The following is a 19,541-nucleotide window of genomic DNA, read 5'->3' on the forward strand; positions in this document are numbered from 1 at the left end:
GCACCGAAGGCGGCTATGCATGCCAAAAAAGGGCCCGTTTCTTCTAAATAAACCCTATTGTGAGGAGGCCACTGTTATGTACAAAACGATTGTAATCGGAACAGGCCCAGCCGGGCTTACTGCTGCAATTTATTTGGCACGTGCCAACCTAAACCCACTTGTGATTGAAGGTATGCAACCAGGTGGACAACTGACAACGACAACAGAAGTCGAGAACTTCCCAGGCTTTCCTGAAGGAATTCTAGGCCCGGATTTAATGGACAACATGCGCAAGCAGGCTGAACGTTTTGGAGCTGAATTTAAGAATGGCTGGGTGGATTCAGTTGATTTTTCACAGCGTCCATTTAAAGTGACTGTAGATGGATTGGGAGTATTAGAAGCGGAGTCAGTGATCATCTCAACCGGCGCATCTGCCAGATATTTAGGAATCCCCGGGGAGCAGGAGAATGTGGGCCGTGGGGTCAGCACTTGTGCTACTTGTGACGGATTCTTTTTCCGTGGCAAAAAGATTATTGTCGTCGGTGGTGGAGATTCAGCGATGGAGGAAGCCAGCTTTTTAACCCGATTCGCTTCCAATGTAACATTGGTTCACCGTCGTGATGAGCTTAGAGCTTCGAAGATTATGCAGGCTCGCGCACGGGATAACAGTAAGGTATCGTGGGCTCTTAACCGTACACCGCTTGAGGTTACAACCGACGAGTCTGGCGTTAAAGGGCTGACGGTTCGCAACAATGAGACGGGAATTGATGAACTCATCGAAGCGGACGGAGTGTTTGTCGCGATCGGGCACACGCCGAACACCGGATTTTTAGGGGGACAAATTACGACCGATACCAACGGCTACATTGTGGTCAACCCTGGAACGACAGAAACGAACATCCCGGGCGTATTCGCTTGTGGCGACGTGCAGGATACCCGTTATCGTCAGGCAATTTCTGCAGCGGGATCTGGCTGTATGGCAGCAATGGATGCCGAGAAGTACCTAGAGGGCACGATGGTGCATGACTGGAGCGAAACACTGGATAGTTAATTTTGCGAGAAATCGTAGTCCGATGACATATAAGCAGGTTATCCTTTTTCTAAAAGGTTGCCTGCTTTTTTTATAATGGTGGGGCCGTGTCCGGAAATTAAATATGTTGTTTATTTATTACCGCTCAGAAGTTAAAATAACTGTAACAATGTCCTTATAAAAAGACTTGCGCATTTTAAAAATACGTTTACAATGAAGATATAATGTTAACGTGAACAATTTATATTAATACCTATTACAAGCAATGATTTTAAGTTTAAAATATTTATTGGGAAATCAACTGATTAAATTAATGTTCACGTTAAACTTTGTGTAACTCCCATTCGAACTTAAAGGAGAGCAGCAAACCTCATGAGTAAAAAATTCATGGATGAGAACTTTCTATTGTCGAGCGAGACCGCAATTAAGCTGTTTCATAATCATGCGAAAGACATGCCCATTATCGATTATCATTGCCACCTCAGTCCAAAAGAAATTTATGAGAACAAAACGTTCAACAATATTACCGAAGCTTGGCTGTATGGCGACCATTATAAATGGAGAGTGATGCGCGCTAACGGTATAGAAGAGAAATTCATTACTGGCGATGCCAGTGATTATGATAAATTTATGGCCTGGGCTAAAACGGTTCCGATGATTATCGGGAATCCGCTATACCATTGGACGCATCTGGAGCTGCAACGTTTCTTCGGTGTATATGAGTTGCTGAATGAAGCTAACGCACCAAAAATTTGGGATGAAGTGAATAGACAGCTACAAAGTGAAGGATTCGGAGCAAGAGATTTGATCATTAAATCGAAGGTGACTACGGTTTGTACTACCGATGATCCTGTAGATAATCTGGAATATCATGAGAAAATCAGTAATGTGAGTGGGTTCAATGCTAGCGTTGTGCCGGGATTCCGGCCAGATAAAGCGCTTGAAATCAACCGTCCAACCTTCCAGCCGTGGGTAGCCCAGCTAAGCGAAGTTTCGGGAATGGCTGTTGAGAATTACGGACAGTTTCTTGCAGCATTGGAGAGCAGAGTGAGATTCTTCCACGCGAGAGCCGGCCGTGTATCTGACCATGCTTTGGATGCGGTAATGTTTGAGCCAACTACCTTGGAGGAAGCTACAGCTATATTCGCTAAAGCACTTCATGAAGGCACTGTAAGTGAGAGTGAAGAAAAGAAATATAAAGGATTCACGCTAGTATTCCTCGGCAAATTGTACAACGAGCTGGATTGGGCGATGCAATTCCATATTCATGCGCTTCGGAATAACAACAGCGTAATGTTCGGACGTCTCGGACCTGACACGGGTTATGATTCCATCAATGACGGCGTGATTGCTAAGCCTTTGGCGGGTCTGCTCGATGCGCTGGATCGTGAGAATGCATTGCCTAAGACCATTTTGTACTCACTGAACCCTAATGATAATCATGTTATTGCCAGTTTAATGGGCAGCTTCCAGGGCGGCGGTATTCCAGGGAAGATTCAATTCGGAACCGCATGGTGGTACAACGATAATAAAGACGGCATGCTGGAACAGATGAAGACACTTGCTAATCTAGGCGTACTTAGCCAATTTGTTGGGATGCTAACAGACTCCAGAAGCTTTTTATCGTATACCAGACATGAGTACTTTAGAAGAATCTTGTGTGATCTGGTAGGCTCTTGGGTAGAGGCTGGAGAAGCCCCGGATGATATGGAGTTACTGGGCAGTATGATTGAGAACATCTGTTACAATAACGCTGATCATTATTTTAATTTCTCGAAACAGGCATTGGTGACTAGGTAATCGTTATGATATCCTTACATGGAAGAGCCAAACCCGTTTGATAAGGAAGGTTGACCCATGGCACCTACAATCAAGGATATCGCCAAATTGGCGAATGTATCGCATACAACTGTATCGAGAGCACTTAACAATAGTCCACTAATTAAAGAGGTCACACGTAAAAAAATTGCCGAGATCGCTGCGCAAGTGGGCTACGTCCCTAATTACAATGCCAAAAGCCTTGTGATGCAGCGATCCTATACCATTGGTCTGTTCTTCACGAGTATTGCCAACGGCACAACTTCGGGTTTCTTCTCTGACACGATTCGTGGTGTAAATAGTGTCATAGATGTAGAGTACAATCTGTTCATCCGTGGGATCGACGATTATGCGGAATATTCCTCTATTCATCGCAAACGTTTTGATGGAATTATTCTAATGAGCCAGAGTGAAGCAGATAATAAATTCATTTACCATGTTGTCCAGCAAGGCATTCCAATCGTTGTGCTGAACCGGGAAATTGATGACCGCTCCATTATCAACATCATCTCGAACGACCGGGAAGGTGCTTATAATGCAGGCAAATACCTGATCGAAAACGGGCATCAAGACATTGCAATTATTGAAGGTGTCGAGGGCTTTAAATCCACACAGGAACGCAGAGATGGCTTTATAAAAGCTTTGATTGACCATAATATCCCTGTTCGTAATGACTACATGATAAGTGGTAATTATGATATGCAAAGTGGATATGAGGCGATGGGCAAGCTACTGGATCTCGAGAAACCACCAACTGCTGTATTTTGCTCCAATGATGATATGGCAATTGGGGCTATGAAAGGTGTGTTTGAGCGAGGGCTGCAGGTGCCAAATGATATCTCTGTTGTTGGTTTTGACGACATTGGGTTTTCACTTTTTGCCAATCCTTCACTCACCACGGTCAAACGTCCTATTGAGAAGATTAGTGAGCAAGGCGCTCGCCAGCTGTTAAGCTTGGTCAAGGAGCCCTCAGAAAAAGACGGGCGGATCTCGATCGAGACAGAGCTTATTGCCAGAGAATCAGTCAGGAAGTTGCAGAAGTAGAGGCTGCGCATAGCAGCCTAATCCTTTACTATCGTAAAGGGTTGCTATCTAAAATTTTCACGTGTGCATATATTTAATTAATTATCAATATAAATATGATTTTATATAGTTTGTTTAATTAGTTTATCGTGTGCATTTACTATTAGGAGGCGTTTATATGAAAAGATTAAATAGCGATAATTGGACAGCTTACAAGCAGTATCCCGAGAAGGTCCTACAATTTGGCGAAGGCAATTTCATGCGCGCTTTTGTAGATTGGCAGATTCATACCATGAATCAAAAAACGGATTTCAATGGTGGAGTGGTTGTTGTACAGCCGCTGGCTAACGGACTGGCGGAAATGCTAAATGATCAGAATGGGCTGTATACCCTTTATCTGCAAGGCATTAAAGACGGAGCGGCTGTAAAAGAGCACGAGGTAATTAATTGTATTACGCGGACGCTTAATCCCTATTCACAGCATGAGGAGTATATGAAGCTGGCTGAGAACCCTGAGCTGCGCTTTATCGTGTCTAATACTACTGAAGCGGGAATTGCTTTTGAAGCCGGCGACAAGTTAACCGATACGCCGCAGAGTAGTTTCCCGGGCAAGCTGACGGCCTTATTGTACAAACGTTATCAAATTTTTAATGGGGATGCTTCTAAAGGTTTTATCATCATTCCATGTGAGCTGATTGACCGGAATGGTGATGAGCTCAAAAAGGTTATTTTGAAATATGCTGAGCTGTGGAATCTTGGAGAAGGTTTTGTGAACTGGTTGAATGAAGCTAATACCTTCTGCTGCAGTCTGGTGGACCGCATTGTTCCCGGTTATCCAAGAGACAGCATTGCCGAGGTTACAGAAGAGTTGGGTTATGAGGATAAGCTGGTCGTTGTCGGCGAGCAATTCCATCTTTGGGTAATTGAAGGACCACAGTGGATTAAAAAGGAGTTCCCGGCTGAACTAGCAGGTCTTAATGTGTTGGTGGTGGATGATATGGCCCCTTATCGGACTCGTAAAGTGAGGATTTTAAACGGAGCTCATACAGCTATGACACCAGTAGCGTATTTGTACGGTATTGATACGGTTGCTGAGGCCATTGAGCACGAAGAGGTTGGGGCGTACGCGAAGTCCTTAATCTACGATGAGATTATTCCAACGCTGGATCTGCCGGCAGAGGAATTGAATTCTTTTGCAGACGCGGTATTAGAAAGATTCCTGAACCCTTATGTGCAGCATTACTTGATGAGCATTTCCCTCAATTCTATATCGAAGTTTAAGACAAGAGATCTGCCTTCTTTACTGCGATATGTAGAGGCCAAAGGACAATTGCCTGAAAAGCTTGTCTTCTCATTGAGCGCATTAATTGCCTTCTATAGAGGACGCAGAGGGGAAGAAGACATTCAACTGGCTGATGATGCGGATATTTTGGAATGGTTCGCCTCCTTATGGGGAGGGTGGGATGGCACAGACACCGGGCTGCGCGCACTGGCCGTCGAAGTACTTGCCGCAACCAATCGCTGGGGCTGTGATCTGAATGAAGTGGCTGGACTTACTGACAAGGTGACAGAAGGACTGATTGCGATTGAGAAAAATGGCATGAAGCAAGCCTTAAAAGCGTTCGTGAAGAGACCGGCACACAACTAATACCCTGGAGGTGACAATGAGATGATCAAGACGATGAAAGAAGTATTGCAGATTAATGAGGCTGATAATGTCGCTGTTGCACTTAAAGACTATAAAGCAGGCGACACCATTGTGATTGGTTCAAAAGAGATTAAAATTACTGAAGATATCGCTAGAGGCCATAAAATTGCACTATCCAGCATTAGCGAAGGTGAAAACGTATTGAAATATGGTTACCCCATTGGTCATGCTATAGCGTCTATCGCGCCGGGGCAGTGGGTGCATACCCATAACACTAAGACAAACCTAACAGGGGTAGAGGAATATACCTTTGAGCAGAAGCTGACGCCGAATCCTTTTGCAGCGGAGAATTTGACCTTTAAGGGATATCGCCGCTTTGATGGAACTGTAGGTATCCGCAATGAGCTGTGGATCGTCCCTACTGTTGGTTGTGTGAATGGAGTGGCGGAGCAGATCATCAATATTTTCAAAGCAGAGGTTGGGGATATCGCACCTTTCGATAACGTGCTCGTGCTTAAGCATAATTACGGTTGCTCCCAGCTGGGCGATGATCATGACAATACGCGAACGATTCTGGCTAACGCGGTTAAACACCCGAATGCGGGCGGCGTGCTTGTGCTCGGATTGGGCTGTGAGAATAACAATTTGCATATTTTTAAAGATATGCTTGGCAGCTATGATGAGGATCGTGTGCGTTTCCTTGTCTCCCAAGAGGTTGGGAATGAGATTGAAGAAGGCGTGAAGCTGCTGAAGGAAATCTACAATAATGTACAAGGCGATCAACGGGAAGAAGTATCACTCTCCGAGCTGAAGATCGGTCTGAAATGTGGAGGCTCCGACGGTTTATCCGGTATTACTGCGAATCCGCTCCTTGGACGTCTGTCTGATTATATGGCTGCTCAAGGCGGGACCACTGTACTGACTGAAGTGCCTGAAATGTTTGGTGCCGAAAAAATTCTAATGGAACGTGCTGCGGACGAAAATATTTTCCACAAAATTGTCGATCTCATTAATGACTTTAAGCAGTATTTTATGGACTATAAACAGCCGGTATATGAAAATCCTTCTCCAGGGAATAAAGCCGGAGGAATTACTACGCTTGAGGATAAATCGCTGGGTTGTACTCAAAAATCCGGTAACTCTACGGTGATGGATGTACTCAAGTACGGAGAGCTTATCACTAACAAAGGCTTAAATCTCCTTAACGCGCCTGGCAATGATCTTGTGGCATCCTCTGCACTGGCTGCTGCAGGCTGCCAATTGGTGATCTTTACGACCGGACGGGGAACGCCTTTTGGTACATTCGTGCCAACGATGAAGGTGTCTACCAATACCCCATTGTATGAAGGTAAACGTCACTGGATCGATTTTAATGCAGGTGTGTTGGTGGAAGATGGTTCTCCAGATGAGGTCCTGCGCAGCTTCATAAACTATATTATTGCGGTCGCCAGCGGTGAATGGGTTAATAATGAAAAGAATAATTTCCGTGAGATTTCCATATTCAAAACAGGAGTAACGCTATAATAAATAATTAATTACAAATCAGGCTGTCTCTTATGCTTTTTAAGCGTAGGGGACAGTTTTTTTAGGTTCACAGCATACATAATCCGTCTTAAAAGAACGATAAATGCTTTCTTTTGAATTAGTGATTGCAATCACAATGGTCCTCTACGGCCTGTGCTAATCTTTTATTGAGAATAGTTCTCACATAAAGGAGAAGAGTCAAATGGAAAAAGTGCTGAGTTTGGATGAATCTATATTCGAGATGGTATCACGGCATCCGGAGGTCATCGAGATTATGGTAGAGCTGGGCTTTAAGGATATTGCCAAGCCTGGCATGCTGCAGACCGCTGGCCGTTTCATGACCTTATCCAAAGGAATTAAGCTGAAGAAAATGGATCTCGAGCACGTGAAGCTAACTTTTGAACGTCATGGTTTCGAGATTATTTAATAAAGGAGTGTTAATATGAGCGAACTAATTAACAACCGTGAAGTTGATGTGCCGGAACAGACTCGTCGCCAGGCTATGCTTAAGGAAATTATTAAAGAGCTGCATGCAGGCAAAAGTGTAGAAGAGGTTAAGGCGCGGTTCGCCGAAGCTGTGGGTGATGTTACCGTAGCGGAGATTTCCGCGATGGAGCATTCATTAATGACCGAAGAAGGAATTCCGGTATCCGAGGTCCAACGTCTTTGTTCGGTGCATACAGCCATCTTTAAAGGCTCTATTGAGCAGATTCACCGCTCGTCTAAGCCCGAGGAGCAGCCAGGCCATCCAGTACACACCTTCAAATTGGAGAATCGTGAGATCGAAAGACTTGTTAACTTCCGCATGGATCTGCACGCAACAAAGTTTCAAAAGAACGATAGTGAGGAATTGATCTTCAAGTTGTTGGAGGATCTTAGCTTGCTGCTGGATCTTGATAAGCACTATAGCCGAAAAGAAAATCTGCTGTTCCCATACCTCGAAAAATACGGCATTTATGGCCCAACCAAGGTAATGTGGGGAGTGGATGATAATATCCGCCGTATGATTAAAGAGGCAAAAGCAGCGCTCAGCACTTATAGCGGAAATGCAGCAGAAATAGGCGTTCAGCTTGAGGAGATCATCAAGGAAGTTAACGAAATGATCTTTAAGGAAGAAAATATTCTACTGCCCATGGCCCTGGACAAACTGACGGAAGATGAATGGGTCAAAATCGCCCGGGAGAGCGATGAGATCGGGTTCTGCCTAACGGCACCAGAGCAGGAGTGGATCCCTGAGCGGGCTGCAGAGCCGGAAGGCGCAGTGCCGGAAGAAACAGAAGGAGCGACGCCGCAAGGCGGGTTCATCCGTTTTGAGACAGGGTTGTTGTCACTGCATCAGCTCGAGACCGTACTCAACCATCTGCCTGTAGATCTAACCTTCATTGACGAGAATGATGTCGTTCGATATTTTTCACACGGGAAGGAACGTATCTTTGCTCGAACTAAAGCGGTTATCGGCCGTACAGTACAGAACTGTCATCCCCCGCAAAGTGTTCATGTGGTAGAGAAGCTTTTGGAAGACTTTAAGGCAGGTCGTAAGGATGCTGAAGACTTCTGGATCAACATCAAGGATAAGTTTATCTACATCCGTTACTTCGCTGTACGAGACGAGTCAGGCCAATATATGGGCACGCTAGAGTTCACACAGAATATCGCTCCAATCCGAGCACTAGAGGGACAAAAGCGCATTTTATCAGAATAAATCGGTACGTTGGGTTATTTTCCAGATAATAATATAGGTACGAGACTCTCTTACTTAGGCGTAAGGGGGTCTTTTTAGAATATAATAGAGTATACTCTTAAAATAAGGAATTCCCGGGTGTGTTGTCTTTCCTTGACCACAGAGAGGGCTTCTATTATAGTTGGTACTTAGGATTAACTATTTTAGTATAAAAAAAGGTGGCTTGTTACATGTCTGAGAATATCTACGTTGGCGTGGATTTGGGTGGAACTGCAATTAAGGTTGGAATCTGTAATGCTGAAGGTACCCTGCTACATACTTATGAGGGACCTACAGGAACTGCAGAGGGTGTCGATACTGTTATCGATAATATCGAGAAGTATGTACGCCAAATTGTGGAGGATTCCCCGTACTCTTGGGATCAGCTTGCAGGTGTAGGAGCGGGTGTAGCCGGGTTCACAAATATTCGTGAAGGAATCATCATCCTTGCGCCTAACATAGGATTTAGAGATGTGCCGATCCGTTCCATTTTGGAAGATCGTTGGAACAAGCCTGTCAAAATAGACAATGATGCGAATGTGGCTGCACTGGGGGAAGCTTGGAGTGGTGCGGGACGTGGCGTTGATAACTGTGTCTGCTATACGCTTGGAACAGGTGTCGGTGGCGGAATCATTATTAATGGAAAGATTTATCAAGGTTTTGCGGGATTAGCTGGTGAGCTTGGACATATCACAGTAGTGCCGGATCTGGAAGCTATTCAATGCGGCTGTGGCAACATGGGCTGTCTGGAAACCGTTTCCTCCGCTACAGGTATTATCCGCATGGCTAATGATGCAGTAGCTCGTGGCGATCGTACTTCCCTCTCTATGGTAGAGAAGATTGCTGCGAAAGAAGTCTTTGATGCGGCTAAGGCTGGCGATGAAGTAGCTATCCGTATAGTGAATCGTGCAGCGTACTATCTGGGTAAATCCATGGCTTCTGTTGCGGCTGTGCTTAACCCTGAAGTATTTATCGTTGGCGGCGGTGTGTCTAAGGCTGGAGATATTCTATTTGATGAGGTTCGTCGTGTGTTTGCGAAATTGACACCGGCTCCGCTTCAAACTGGTGTATCGATTATTCCAGCTGAGCTTGGCAATGACGCAGGTATTGTTGGGGCTGCCGGCCTTTTGCTGCGTTCTTAAAAGACGGGAAGTATTCATATACTAAATCTAGGGAGGGGACGCTTTTATGACCGAATTGGACAATACCCCAACGGCTGGAGCCACCCTGATTATTATTACGGGAATGTCAGGTGCGGGGAAGACAATTGCTGTACAGAGTCTGGAAGACCTAGGGTTCTTCTGTGTCGATAATTTACCACCGGTGCTGATTCCCAAGTTCGCAGAGCTAATTGAACAGTCGAAGGGTAAGATTGCCAAGGTAGCCCTTGTAATTGACCTGCGTGGTCGAGAATTCTTCACTGCTTTGTCTGAGTCTCTTGCCTATATCAAGGATGAGTCAACCATTGGCTGTGAGATCTTGTTTTTGGATGCTACAGATTCAGTACTTGTTCAGCGTTACAAGGAAAGTCGACGTCATCATCCATTAGCACCTAAGGGGCTGCCGCTTGATGGTATCAAGCTAGAACGTAAGATGCTTGAAGAATTGAAAAATTCAGCTACGTTATGTTTAGATACCAGCAGTATGAAGCCCGTGCAGCTTAAGGAGAAGATCATTTCACGGTTTTCGCATCTAGGAAAAAGTACGCTTTCCGTCAATATTACATCCTTCGGATTTAAGTACGGTATTCCTATTGATGCAGATCTTGTCTTCGATGTCCGCTTCTTGCCTAACCCACATTATGTGGACCATCTGCGGCCTAAAACCGGCCAGGATAGTGAAGTCTACGATTATGTAATGAAGTGGCCTGAAACACAGGTGTTCCTGACCAAACTGCTCGATATGCTTCATTTTCTAATTCCGCAATATCGTAAGGAAGGTAAGTCCCAGATTATCATTGGCATTGGCTGTACGGGAGGTAAACACCGTTCCGTAGCCATATCCGAGTATTTGGGTAAAATGCTGGGCGTTAGCGAGACGGAATCCGTAACCGTTAGTCATAGGGATTCCGAGCGTGATCGGCACTAGAGAGAAGGGGTCATAGTGGCTGAAGAACAAAGACAGCGTCCACGTATCGTCGTTATGGGCGGTGGCACGGGGTTATCTGTCATGCTTCGTGGTTTAAAAGAGAAGCCATTAGATATTACTGCTATTGTTACCGTTGCCGATGATGGGGGAAGCTCTGGTATTTTACGCAGTGAACTGCAAATGCCTCCTCCTGGGGACATCCGCAACGTATTGACAGCAATGGCTGATGTTGAGCCGCTCATGGCAGAGATTATGAGATACCGTTTCAACACGGGTGAGGGACTAGCTGGTCATAGTCTCGGCAACTTGATTCTTGCTGCGCTCACGGATATATCTGGCGATTTCGTTACGGCTGTTCGGGAGCTCAGTAGATTATTCGCTGTTCGCGGCCGGGTATTGCCTGCGGCCGGTGAAGCTGTAATCCTGCATGCAGAAATGTCGGACGGCACGATTATCACGGGGGAGTCCAAAATCCCTGAAGCTGGCGGGATCATCAGACGAGTGTCCTTGGAGCCGCCAGATGTAGAACCGTTGCCCGAAGCGCTTGAGGCGATTCGGAATGCAGATGCGATCCTGCTGGGTCCTGGCAGTCTGTATACGAGCATTCTTCCCAACCTGCTTGTTCCGAAACTGGCAGAAGCGGTTGTATCTTCGAATGCTATCAAAATTTTCGTCTGCAACGTAATGACTCAGCCGGGTGAAACGGATAACTATACCGTCAGCGATCATCTTCAAGCTGTATATGATCATATCGGGATCGATTTATTCGATTATGTTATTGTTAATGACGGTGAGATTCCGGAACAGGTCCAGACGAAGTACGCCGAGAAGGGCGCGCGCCCGGTGCAGCTTGATAAAGAAGCGCTGGATGGCAATGGATACAAGGTTATAGCCGATAAACTGGTTTTATTCCGAACTTATTTGAGACATGATACCGATAAGCTTAGCCATCACATTTATCAGCTTGTGCAGGATTGGATAAACAGAAACCCTAGGGTATAACTTATAGATGAGAATGAAGTACTTATCAAGAAAGAGGTGAGACCCTTGTCTTTTGCGGCCCTTACCAAAAAAGAGCTGACGATGGTGGAGAGTGAACCCTGCTGCGAGAAGGCGGAAATGTCAGCGCTTATCCGTATGAATGGATCTGTGCAGCTTTCAAGCAAAAAGGTTATTCTCGACATTTCGACGGAGAACGCCGCGATTGCAAGGCGGGTATATTCTTTACTTAAGAAATATTACCAGGTCCATATTGAGCTACTCGTGCGTAAAAAAATGCGTTTGAAGAAAAATAACGTCTATATCGTCAGAATTCCAAACCGTGTACAAGAGATCCTAAAGGATCTTAGAATTGTGTCGGAAGGATTTATTTTTACCGATGGTATTGATGATGAGATTGTTGGGAATAACTGCTGCAAGCGTGCTTATTTGCGCGGTGCTTTTCTGGCTGGCGGATCGGTTAATAATCCGGAAGGCTCCTCCTACCATTTGGAGATTTCCTCGATGTATGAGGAACATTGTAAAGCATTAGTGGATCTGGCTGGGGAATTCCACTTAAATGCACGCTGTATTGAACGTAAAAAAGGATTCATTCTTTACATTAAAGAAGGCGAGAAGATCATTGAATTCTTAAGTTTGATTGGAGCGCATCAGGCGTTGTTCAAATTTGAGGATGTAAGAATTATGCGTGATATGCGTAATTCCGTGAATCGGATCGTGAACTGCGAGACCGCAAATCTCAACAAAACAATAAGTGCTGCGGTGCGGCAGATTGAGAATATCAAGCTGTTGCAGCGAGAAATGGGACTGGAGAATTTGCCGGATAAACTGCGTGAAGTAGCAGAAATTCGAATGGCGCATCCAGATATCAACCTCAAGGAGGTTGGTGAAATGCTCAAAGGTACAGTCAGTAAGTCGGGAGTAAATCATCGGCTTCGTAAGATTGATGAGCTGGCGGACAAGGTTCGAGGCGGCTAATTACTTTTTTTCTAGTGTGGTTTACGTTATAATGATATAATAATATAAAATTAATGTGAAACTTTTGGGGAGAACTCAATTAGGGGGTAAGCGTTTCATGACAAAGCACCCGGTAGTTGTTCGGTTGAAGACAGGGCTTCATGCCCGACCGGCAGCATTGTTTGTGCAAGAAGCTAACAAGTTTTCGTCGGAGATTTTCGTGGAAAAAGATGATAAAAAAGTAAATGCTAAAAGTATTATGGGGATTATGAGCCTCGCTATCAGTTCCGGCACGGAGATTTACATTAGCGCGGACGGTGCGGATGCCGATCAAGCTGTAAACGCTTTGACAAGTCTGGTCAGCAAAGAAGAGCTTGAGAACCAATAATAGGAAGACAACATCGTTTCTGCTAGGAAGACTTTATTTATCGCATGACCAAAAGCCCTTCGGGGCTTTTTTTAATACCAAAAAATAGATTGAGACGTGCAACATTTACCAAAATGACTCGTCTAGAGGATAATAACAAATCACAAGAAATGAAAGGGGCTGGCAAATATGAAAGGTTTATTGAAGAAAATTGGTTCAGTGATGATTGTAGGGAGCTTGTTAATTGGAGGGATCAGCATGAGTGGTGTTTTCCAAGGTCCTGCAAAGGCTTACGCAGATGAAGTGCAGAAAAATGTCGTTAGTGTAGTAGGTAAAGGCGAATTGTCCCTCAAGCCGGATATCGTATACTTGACCATCGGTGTGGATACTACGGCCACAACTGCGCAAGAAGCGCAGAAGACCAATGCCGCTAAAATTCAGAAGATTATGACTTTACTGAAGAATACTTGGAAAATTGCAGATAAAGATATTCAAAGCACGCAGTTTTATGTGCAACCCAATTATAGTTACAGCGAAAAAGAAGGACAGCAAGTGAAGGGGTACAACGCCAATCATACGCTGTTAGTGTCTTATAGAGATCTGACCAAGGTTGGTGAATTGCTGGACGCTGCATCTGCGGCAGGGGCGAATAATATCGGAAATGCACGTTTTTCTGTGGAAGATACTTCTGCATTTGAAGCTCAGGTGATTGAAAAAGCGATGGCGAATGCAGATGTTAAAGCAGGGGCTATTGCTAAGGCAGCTAAACGCAGCTTGGGTCAAGTGATCACGGTCAGCCAAAATGATGGCGATGTCACTCCGGTTTATTTTGAACAGAATCTAAAAATGAATATGGCTGCAGCAGATGCTGGTGCAAGCACATCCGTGCAACCCGGAGTAGTTAAAGTTACAACTCAGCTAAGCGTAATGTATGAATTGAAATAGTATCAGAACAAGGTGAATGCAGAGAGGAGAGGTGATCTTCCACTAGTAATAGTGGGGGGCGCCTCTTTTTTTGTGTAAGTTCTCTACGATTCTGTTTAATAAATTGGAAAGGAGAGGAAAAATAAGATGATGAATATTATTTCAAAAGAATCAGTACGCAAATGGGGCATAGGTCTGATGTCGGCAGGTTTATTGTTTGGTGGAGGTCTGCTGCCCAGCGAAACGGGTTATGCAGCAGCTAGTAAAACGGAGAATAAAGCTATTGATTCGCGTATCGTTTTAAAGGCAAACGGGATAAATTCGTTACAGGAAGGTATTTTGAAGGAAGGACAGGCCTGGATTCCCATAACTTTTATGCGAGATGTGTTGGGATTACCGCTTGCGTATGATAAGAAGGAAAATGCGTACATGATTGGAAAAGGATCGGCCAAGGCGAAGTTGATGTTATCCAGTTACGGTACTTCTGTGTGGGTGAATAACTATTTCATTCGAGAGTATGAAGGGAAGTTAATTAATAATCGCCTCTATGTTCCATCAGGATTGTTAAATGATTATATGGGTTATAAGGTAGATTGGAGTCGGGCCGCCAGTAAGCTGAATGTGGTGAACAGACCGCAGAACGCGCTGACGGTAACCACGGAAACTTATGCTAAAGATCGGGCAGAAGCTTTTATTCAGCTTGATTATCCGAAGATCAGTGGATTGGGCAATTCCAGTGCGCAACAAGCTATTAATAATAATTTGAAGGAAAGTGTTATGAAATTCGTGGCGGGTGCAGAACAGGATATCTCCGATCGAGATGGAGCAGAGCCCAAATACACCTATGATTCAGGTTATGTAGTGACCTACAATCAGAATGGTGTGATCAGCATAGTGATGCATCAGTATAGTGATACGGGCGGCGCTCATGGAATGACTAACCGTGAGGCATTCACCTTCTCGCTTAAAGATGGTAAACGTCTATTGTTGGGCGACCTGTTTGGAGCTAATCCAAACTACAAAAAACAGCTGAATGCTAAGCTGAGCAAGCTGCTGAAGGCAGAGGATAGTTATTTGGGAGGATTCAACGGATTGAATACGGAGAAATATTTCTATCTGAAGGATGACAAGGTTGTTCTGTTCTTCCAATTATATGAGTACACAGCGTATGCTGCAGGCTTCCCTGAGTATACCTTTAGTTTCAAAGAGCTTTTGCCGGATGACAGCAGCCCGTTTGCTGGCATGAAATAAATGGAGATACCTCGTCTCCGCTAATGTCAGCACAAGGCATCTCCCCCTTACCGGAGTTGTCTCTAGTTCATATGCTAAAGGGAGTAACTAGTTTATGAACGGGGGAGAGCTATGGGCTACCAATATACTGCAATTGGCGATTCCTTGACGACTGGATTTGGTGCTCTGCCAGGTAACGGTTTTGTTCCGGTGTACCGTAGAATGGCAGAAGGGAGACTGCGGACTACTGTAGCCTCTACGAATTTAGGCGTGAACGGAATGACTACTTCAGAGCTGGAGCAGCGGCTGCGCGGAAATTCCATGATGCGTGAGGCCGTTCGAGAAGCCGATATCATCACTGTGTCTATCGGTGGTAATGATTTGATTCACGCGGCCAAATCAGCAGCAAGACAGCAAGGGAACTTATCCGCAGAACTGCGCAGATCGCTTCAGGAATGCAAACAAAATTTCTCTGCAATTATGAATATCCTTATACAATTGAAGGCGAGGACGCGTAGACCTTTTATCATTAGAATTGTGGGATTATATAATCCCTATCCTCAGGTGGTTGGTGCGACAGAGTGGGTCAGACAGTTTAATCAATACGCAGCACAGTACAGCAGCCGAGTCTGTGGATTTGCTTCGATTTACAGTGAGTTCGCAGGAAATGAGAGAGGGCTGTTATCCATTGATCATTTGCATCCGAATGGCCGGGGTTATCGCGTAATTGCCGAGAAGCTGGATGCACTAGGTTATGGCGGGCTGAATTGATTGGATTTAGGTCTTCTATAAAATATAAAGAGGCTGTGCCCTATCCGTTATGGTTAGAGCACAGCCTCTTTATATTTTTACTTTATAGCTTACACACCGCTAGGCAATGTCTTCTCGATTACTTTATCTACGATACCATATTCAGCCGCGTCTGCAGCAGTCATGAAGTAGTCGCGATCTGTATCCTTCTCAATACGTTCTAGAGGTTGACCCGTACGTTCTGCTAGAATACGGTTCAGCTTATCGCGCAATTTGAGGATGCGGCGGGCACGGATTTCAATGTCCGTTGCTTGACCTTGAGCACCACCCAGAGGCTGGTGGATCATGATCTCGCTGTTAGGCAGTGCGAAGCGTTTGCCTTTGGCGCCAGCGTTTAGCAGGAAAGCTCCCATGGAAGCTGCCATACCCACACAGATGGTGGAAACGTCTGGTTTAATGTACTGCATTGTATCAAAAATAGCCATACCTGCAGTAATGGAACCGCCTGGGCTATTCACGTAAAGGTGAATGTCCTTGTCAGGATCTTCGGCAGCCAAGAACAGCATTTGTGCGATGATAGAATTGGCTACCACGTCATTAACCTCCGTTCCAAGGAAAATGATGCGGTCCTTCAGCAGGCGGGAATAGATGTCATAAGCGCGCTCGCCGCGGTTGCTCTGTTCTACTACCATAGGAATATAACTCACGTGGAAAACCTCCTTGATATTGGTTCTTCAAATGTATTCATTTTTACTCTTGCCGTATTACCCACATGATAAACAAATTCAAACAAAAAGTCAAAGAAAGTCAAACTTATATTCAAAAAAAAGAGCCGACAAGCGGCTCTTTGGTTAAGTAGTAGTATAGGCACTACTAAATTATGTGCAAAAATGAAATTAATGGCGCGCCCGCCAAGAATCGAACTTGGATCTCAGGCTTCGGAGGCCTACGTCATATCCATTGGACCACGGGCGCAACAAAAATGATTATAATACAATTTTTACACAATTGCAATGTAATATTAATACTGGACAAGCGCTCTAGGGGCAGGCATCGGGCGCTATATCTTTTTCTGACCTTATTAATGTATAAGAAGACAAGCGCTTGAGAATTCTACTCTCGGAAGACTTGCGCTTCGAGCAATATTTGGTTAGAATATGGGTGGGACTTAAAAAGTTTACCCGGGACGTTTTGAGACCACGAACAAGGGAATAGAGGAAGACGAAGTTGCAGGAGTGAAAGTATGCGTAATTTATTAGATATCCAAAAGCAGCTTCTGCCTGATCTCATGGAAACCCTTAAGAGACGGTACACGATTCTTCATCAGATCATGCTGTCCGATATTATTGGGCGCAGAACGCTAGCCGCTTCGCTAGATATGACTGAGCGGGTACTGCGTGCCGAGACGGATCTTCTGAAATCGCAAGGGCTTATTGAGATCGAGAGTGTTGGCATGCGCATTAGCGTTGCTGGACGTAGACTGCTTGATTTGCTAGAGCCGGTTGTTAAGAGCCTATTTGGTCTGGATGAGCTGGAAGAGAAAATTCGAGCAACGTATGGTCTGGATAAAGTTATTGTAGTACCGGGTGATTGTGAGTCATCGCCGTTCACCAAACGAGAGCTTGGCCGGGCGGGTGCGAAAGCGCTGCTGAGTATACTTCGCGCAGATGATACAGTTGCCGTCACAGGTGGATCGACGCTTGCTGATATGGCTGATCAACTGACACCGCCGTTGTCCCTTTCCTATAAGAACGCTTGGTTTGTTCCGGCGCGTGGAGGATTAGGAGAGAGTATGGAGATTCAAGCCAACACGATTGCCTCAACAATGGCAAAGCGGGTTGGAGCCAACTACCGGTTGTTGCATGTCCCTGATTTGCTTAGTGGGGATGCATACCAATCGCTGGCACTTGACTCTAATATTGGAGAGATTGTACAAACCATCCGCAGTTCGCGTATTATTGTACATGGGATTGGGGATGCCATTGAAATGACCCGCCGCCGCAAACTGGACGAGGCTACAGTCTCGGAAATCCAGGGTGAAGGGGCAGTGGCCGAATCTTTTGGCTATTATTTCAATGAAGAGGGTCAGGTTGTCCATACCATGCTTACGATGGGTCTACGTCTAGAAGATATTATTCGGACAGAGAAAGTCATCGGTATTGCAGGAGGCAAACCCAAGGCCAAAGCCATTCATGCTATGCTGCGTTTCGGGCAGGAGAATATTCTCGTCACGGACGAGGCTGCCGCAGTAGAAATAGGCAAGGAAATTGACAATCAACTACAGCTATCTTCGTAGTTTTTAGATTGCAGGCAATACAACATACTTCTTGCATCATACTTAACATTGTTGTCATGACAGACCTCACCGTCTGTTTTGAATAAATAAAACGAATTCTAGGAGGAACTATTCAATGAGTGTAAAAGTTGGAATTAACGGTTTTGGACGTATTGGACGCCTTGCTTTCCGCCGTATTCAAAATGTAGAAGGTATCGAAGTGGTAGCAATCAACGACTTGACTGACGCTAAGATGCTTGCTCATTTGCTTAAATATGATACAACTCAAGGTAAATTCCAAGGTGATGTTGAAGTGCATGATGGCTTCTTCAAAGTCAATGGTAAAGAAGTTAAGGTTCTTGCTAACCGCAACCCTGAAGAATTGCCATGGGGCGACCTAGGCGTTGATATCGTACTTGAGTGCACAGGTTTCTTCACAACTAAAGAAGCAGCTGAAAAACACTTGAAAGGTGGAGCTAAGAAAGTAGTTATCTCCGCTCCAGCTACTGGCGACATGAAAACTGTCGTTTACAACGTTAACGATGACATTCTTGATGGTACTGAGACTGTTATTTCCGGCGCATCTTGCACAACTAACTGCCTAGCTCCAATGGCAAAAGTACTGAACGACAAGTTCGGTATCGTTGAAGGCTTGATGACTACAATTCATGCTTACACTGGCGACCAAAACACTTTGGATGCTCCACATGCTAAAGGTGACTTCAGACGCGCTCGTGCAGCAGCTGAGAACATCATTCCTAACACTACTGGTGCTGCTAAAGCAATCGGTCTGGTTATTCCAGAACTTAAAGGTAAATTGGATGGTGCAGCTCAACGTGTTCCAGTTGCAACTGGTTCCCTGACTGAGCTTGTAACTGTTCTTGATAAGAGCGTTACTGTTGAAGAAATCAACGCAGCAATGAAAGCAGCTTCCGATCCAGACACTTATGGTTACACTGAAGATGAAATCGTATCTTCTGACATCAAAGGTATGACTTTCGGATCCCTGTTCGATGCTACACAAACTAAAGTATTGACTGTTGGCGACAAACAACTGGTTAAAACTGTTGCTTGGTATGACAATGAAATGTCCTACACTGCACAATTGGTTCGTACTTTGGAGAAATTCGCTAAAATCGCTAAGTAATTGACTTGATATAAGCAACATCTATAGAGCGGAAACAGAAATTCCTTGTTTCCGCTCTTTCT

Annotated in this window: 18 protein-coding genes and 1 tRNA gene; 17 read left to right on the forward strand and 2 right to left on the reverse strand. The window is 44.9% G+C overall.

Going from position 1 to position 19,541, the window contains the following annotated elements:
- Positions 1-76 precede the first annotated feature (76 nt).
- The 15 genes from trxB to MKX34_RS00900 all read left to right on the forward strand — a co-directional run bounded on the left by trxB (position 77) and on the right by MKX34_RS00900 (position 16,078).
- Entirely contained in the window at positions 77-1,030 is a 954-nt protein-coding gene (gene trxB / locus MKX34_RS00830; RefSeq protein ID WP_036687084.1) for a thioredoxin-disulfide reductase, read from the forward strand.
- Positions 1,031-1,381: 351 nt separating this feature from the next.
- Positions 1,382-2,809, forward strand: coding sequence for a glucuronate isomerase (gene uxaC, locus MKX34_RS00835; RefSeq protein ID WP_076297211.1), 1,428 nt, complete (start codon positions 1,382-1,384; stop codon positions 2,807-2,809).
- 57 nt (positions 2,810-2,866) lie between these two features.
- Entirely contained in the window at positions 2,867-3,871 is a 1,005-nt protein-coding gene (locus tag MKX34_RS00840) for a LacI family DNA-binding transcriptional regulator (RefSeq protein ID WP_038568114.1), read from the forward strand.
- 157 nt (positions 3,872-4,028) lie between these two features.
- Positions 4,029-5,498, forward strand: a complete 1,470-nt coding sequence (locus MKX34_RS00845) for a tagaturonate reductase (protein WP_076297212.1) — start codon at positions 4,029-4,031, stop codon at positions 5,496-5,498.
- Positions 5,499-5,531: 33 nt separating this feature from the next.
- A complete protein-coding gene (locus MKX34_RS00850; RefSeq protein ID WP_076297318.1) occupies positions 5,532-7,022 on the forward strand; it encodes an altronate dehydratase family protein in 1,491 nt (496 codons plus the stop codon).
- Between the two features lie 202 nt (positions 7,023-7,224).
- Complete coding sequence (locus MKX34_RS00855; RefSeq protein ID WP_036687092.1) at positions 7,225-7,449, forward strand: DUF1858 domain-containing protein; 225 nt, start codon at positions 7,225-7,227, stop codon at positions 7,447-7,449.
- 15 nt (positions 7,450-7,464) lie between these two features.
- Complete coding sequence (locus tag MKX34_RS00860; protein WP_076105203.1) at positions 7,465-8,724, forward strand: DUF438 domain-containing protein; 1,260 nt, start codon at positions 7,465-7,467, stop codon at positions 8,722-8,724.
- A 209-nt stretch (positions 8,725-8,933) separates the two neighbouring features.
- On the forward strand, positions 8,934-9,884 hold the full coding sequence (locus MKX34_RS00865; protein WP_036687097.1) for an ROK family glucokinase: 951 nt from the start codon (positions 8,934-8,936) through the stop codon (positions 9,882-9,884).
- Between the two features lie 46 nt (positions 9,885-9,930).
- Positions 9,931-10,830, forward strand: coding sequence for an RNase adapter RapZ (gene rapZ, locus MKX34_RS00870; RefSeq protein ID WP_036687099.1), 900 nt, complete (start codon positions 9,931-9,933; stop codon positions 10,828-10,830).
- Positions 10,831-10,884: 54 nt separating this feature from the next.
- Positions 10,885-11,832, forward strand: coding sequence for a YvcK family protein (locus MKX34_RS00875; protein ID WP_169744815.1), 948 nt, complete (start codon positions 10,885-10,887; stop codon positions 11,830-11,832).
- A 45-nt stretch (positions 11,833-11,877) separates the two neighbouring features.
- Positions 11,878-12,807 (forward strand): DNA-binding protein WhiA, encoded by a 930-nt coding sequence (gene whiA, locus MKX34_RS00880; RefSeq protein ID WP_036687104.1) that lies wholly within the window; start codon positions 11,878-11,880, stop codon positions 12,805-12,807.
- Positions 12,808-12,904: 97 nt separating this feature from the next.
- Entirely contained in the window at positions 12,905-13,174 is a 270-nt protein-coding gene (locus MKX34_RS00885; RefSeq protein ID WP_036687106.1) for an HPr family phosphocarrier protein, read from the forward strand.
- A 168-nt stretch (positions 13,175-13,342) separates the two neighbouring features.
- On the forward strand, positions 13,343-14,098 hold the full coding sequence (locus MKX34_RS00890; RefSeq protein WP_036687108.1) for an SIMPL domain-containing protein: 756 nt from the start codon (positions 13,343-13,345) through the stop codon (positions 14,096-14,098).
- Positions 14,099-14,224: 126 nt separating this feature from the next.
- The gene (locus MKX34_RS00895) at positions 14,225-15,328 is read left to right on the forward strand and encodes a DUF4163 domain-containing protein (protein ID WP_076297213.1); all 1,104 of its coding nucleotides are present in this window, start codon (positions 14,225-14,227) and stop codon (positions 15,326-15,328) included.
- Positions 15,329-15,439: 111 nt separating this feature from the next.
- Positions 15,440-16,078, forward strand: coding sequence for a GDSL-type esterase/lipase family protein (locus MKX34_RS00900; RefSeq protein ID WP_036687110.1), 639 nt, complete (start codon positions 15,440-15,442; stop codon positions 16,076-16,078).
- 89 nt (positions 16,079-16,167) lie between these two features.
- On the opposite strand, the gene clpP is transcribed toward MKX34_RS00900, so the two are convergent.
- Both clpP and MKX34_RS00910 read right to left on the reverse strand, forming a co-directional pair.
- The gene (gene clpP, locus MKX34_RS00905) at positions 16,168-16,764 is read right to left on the reverse strand and encodes an ATP-dependent Clp endopeptidase proteolytic subunit ClpP (RefSeq protein ID WP_036687113.1); all 597 of its coding nucleotides are present in this window, start codon (positions 16,762-16,764) and stop codon (positions 16,168-16,170) included.
- A 193-nt stretch (positions 16,765-16,957) separates the two neighbouring features.
- A tRNA-Arg gene (locus MKX34_RS00910) sits at positions 16,958-17,032 on the reverse strand.
- Positions 17,033-17,300: 268 nt separating this feature from the next.
- Here MKX34_RS00910 and MKX34_RS00915 point away from each other — a divergent pair.
- Both MKX34_RS00915 and gap read left to right on the forward strand, forming a co-directional pair.
- On the forward strand, positions 17,301-18,353 hold the full coding sequence (locus tag MKX34_RS00915) for a sugar-binding domain-containing protein (RefSeq protein WP_076297214.1): 1,053 nt from the start codon (positions 17,301-17,303) through the stop codon (positions 18,351-18,353).
- A gap of 115 nt (positions 18,354-18,468) precedes the next feature.
- Positions 18,469-19,479: a type I glyceraldehyde-3-phosphate dehydrogenase gene (gene gap / locus MKX34_RS00920; RefSeq protein ID WP_036687120.1), complete on the forward strand. Its 1,011-nt coding sequence runs from the start codon at positions 18,469-18,471 to the stop codon at positions 19,477-19,479.
- Positions 19,480-19,541: the final 62 nt, after the last annotated feature.

Origin of the sequence: Paenibacillus sp. FSL R5-0636, assembly GCF_037974255.1 — a bacterium.
GTDB classification, from domain to species: Bacteria; Bacillota; Bacilli; order Paenibacillales; family Paenibacillaceae; genus Paenibacillus_AQ; species Paenibacillus_AQ odorifer.

What these genes read in the sequence shown, in the direction of transcription:
- MKX34_RS00895 (WP_076297213.1), top strand. Translation starts at nt 14,225, where the DNA reads ATGATGAATATTATTTCAAAAGAATCAGTACGCAAATGGGGCATAGGT.
- MKX34_RS00850 (WP_076297318.1), top strand. Translation starts at nt 5,532, where the DNA reads ATGAAAGAAGTATTGCAGATTAATGAGGCTGATAATGTCGCTGTTGCA.
- MKX34_RS00875 (WP_169744815.1), top strand. Translation starts at nt 10,885, where the DNA reads ATGGGCGGTGGCACGGGGTTATCTGTCATGCTTCGTGGTTTAAAAGAG.
- MKX34_RS00855 (WP_036687092.1), top strand. Translation starts at nt 7,225, where the DNA reads ATGGAAAAAGTGCTGAGTTTGGATGAATCTATATTCGAGATGGTATCA.
- MKX34_RS00915 (WP_076297214.1), top strand. Translation starts at nt 17,301, where the DNA reads ATGCGTAATTTATTAGATATCCAAAAGCAGCTTCTGCCTGATCTCATG.
- MKX34_RS00845 (WP_076297212.1), top strand. Translation starts at nt 4,029, where the DNA reads ATGAAAAGATTAAATAGCGATAATTGGACAGCTTACAAGCAGTATCCC.
- MKX34_RS00885 (WP_036687106.1), top strand. Translation starts at nt 12,905, where the DNA reads ATGACAAAGCACCCGGTAGTTGTTCGGTTGAAGACAGGGCTTCATGCC.
- MKX34_RS00860 (WP_076105203.1), top strand. Translation starts at nt 7,465, where the DNA reads ATGAGCGAACTAATTAACAACCGTGAAGTTGATGTGCCGGAACAGACT.
- MKX34_RS00900 (WP_036687110.1), top strand. Translation starts at nt 15,440, where the DNA reads ATGGGCTACCAATATACTGCAATTGGCGATTCCTTGACGACTGGATTT.
- uxaC (WP_076297211.1), top strand. Translation starts at nt 1,382, where the DNA reads ATGAGTAAAAAATTCATGGATGAGAACTTTCTATTGTCGAGCGAGACC.
- gap (WP_036687120.1), top strand. Translation starts at nt 18,469, where the DNA reads ATGAGTGTAAAAGTTGGAATTAACGGTTTTGGACGTATTGGACGCCTT.
- trxB (WP_036687084.1), top strand. Translation starts at nt 77, where the DNA reads ATGTACAAAACGATTGTAATCGGAACAGGCCCAGCCGGGCTTACTGCT.
- MKX34_RS00865 (WP_036687097.1), top strand. Translation starts at nt 8,934, where the DNA reads ATGTCTGAGAATATCTACGTTGGCGTGGATTTGGGTGGAACTGCAATT.
- rapZ (WP_036687099.1), top strand. Translation starts at nt 9,931, where the DNA reads ATGACCGAATTGGACAATACCCCAACGGCTGGAGCCACCCTGATTATT.
- MKX34_RS00890 (WP_036687108.1), top strand. Translation starts at nt 13,343, where the DNA reads ATGAAAGGTTTATTGAAGAAAATTGGTTCAGTGATGATTGTAGGGAGC.
- MKX34_RS00840 (WP_038568114.1), top strand. Translation starts at nt 2,867, where the DNA reads ATGGCACCTACAATCAAGGATATCGCCAAATTGGCGAATGTATCGCAT.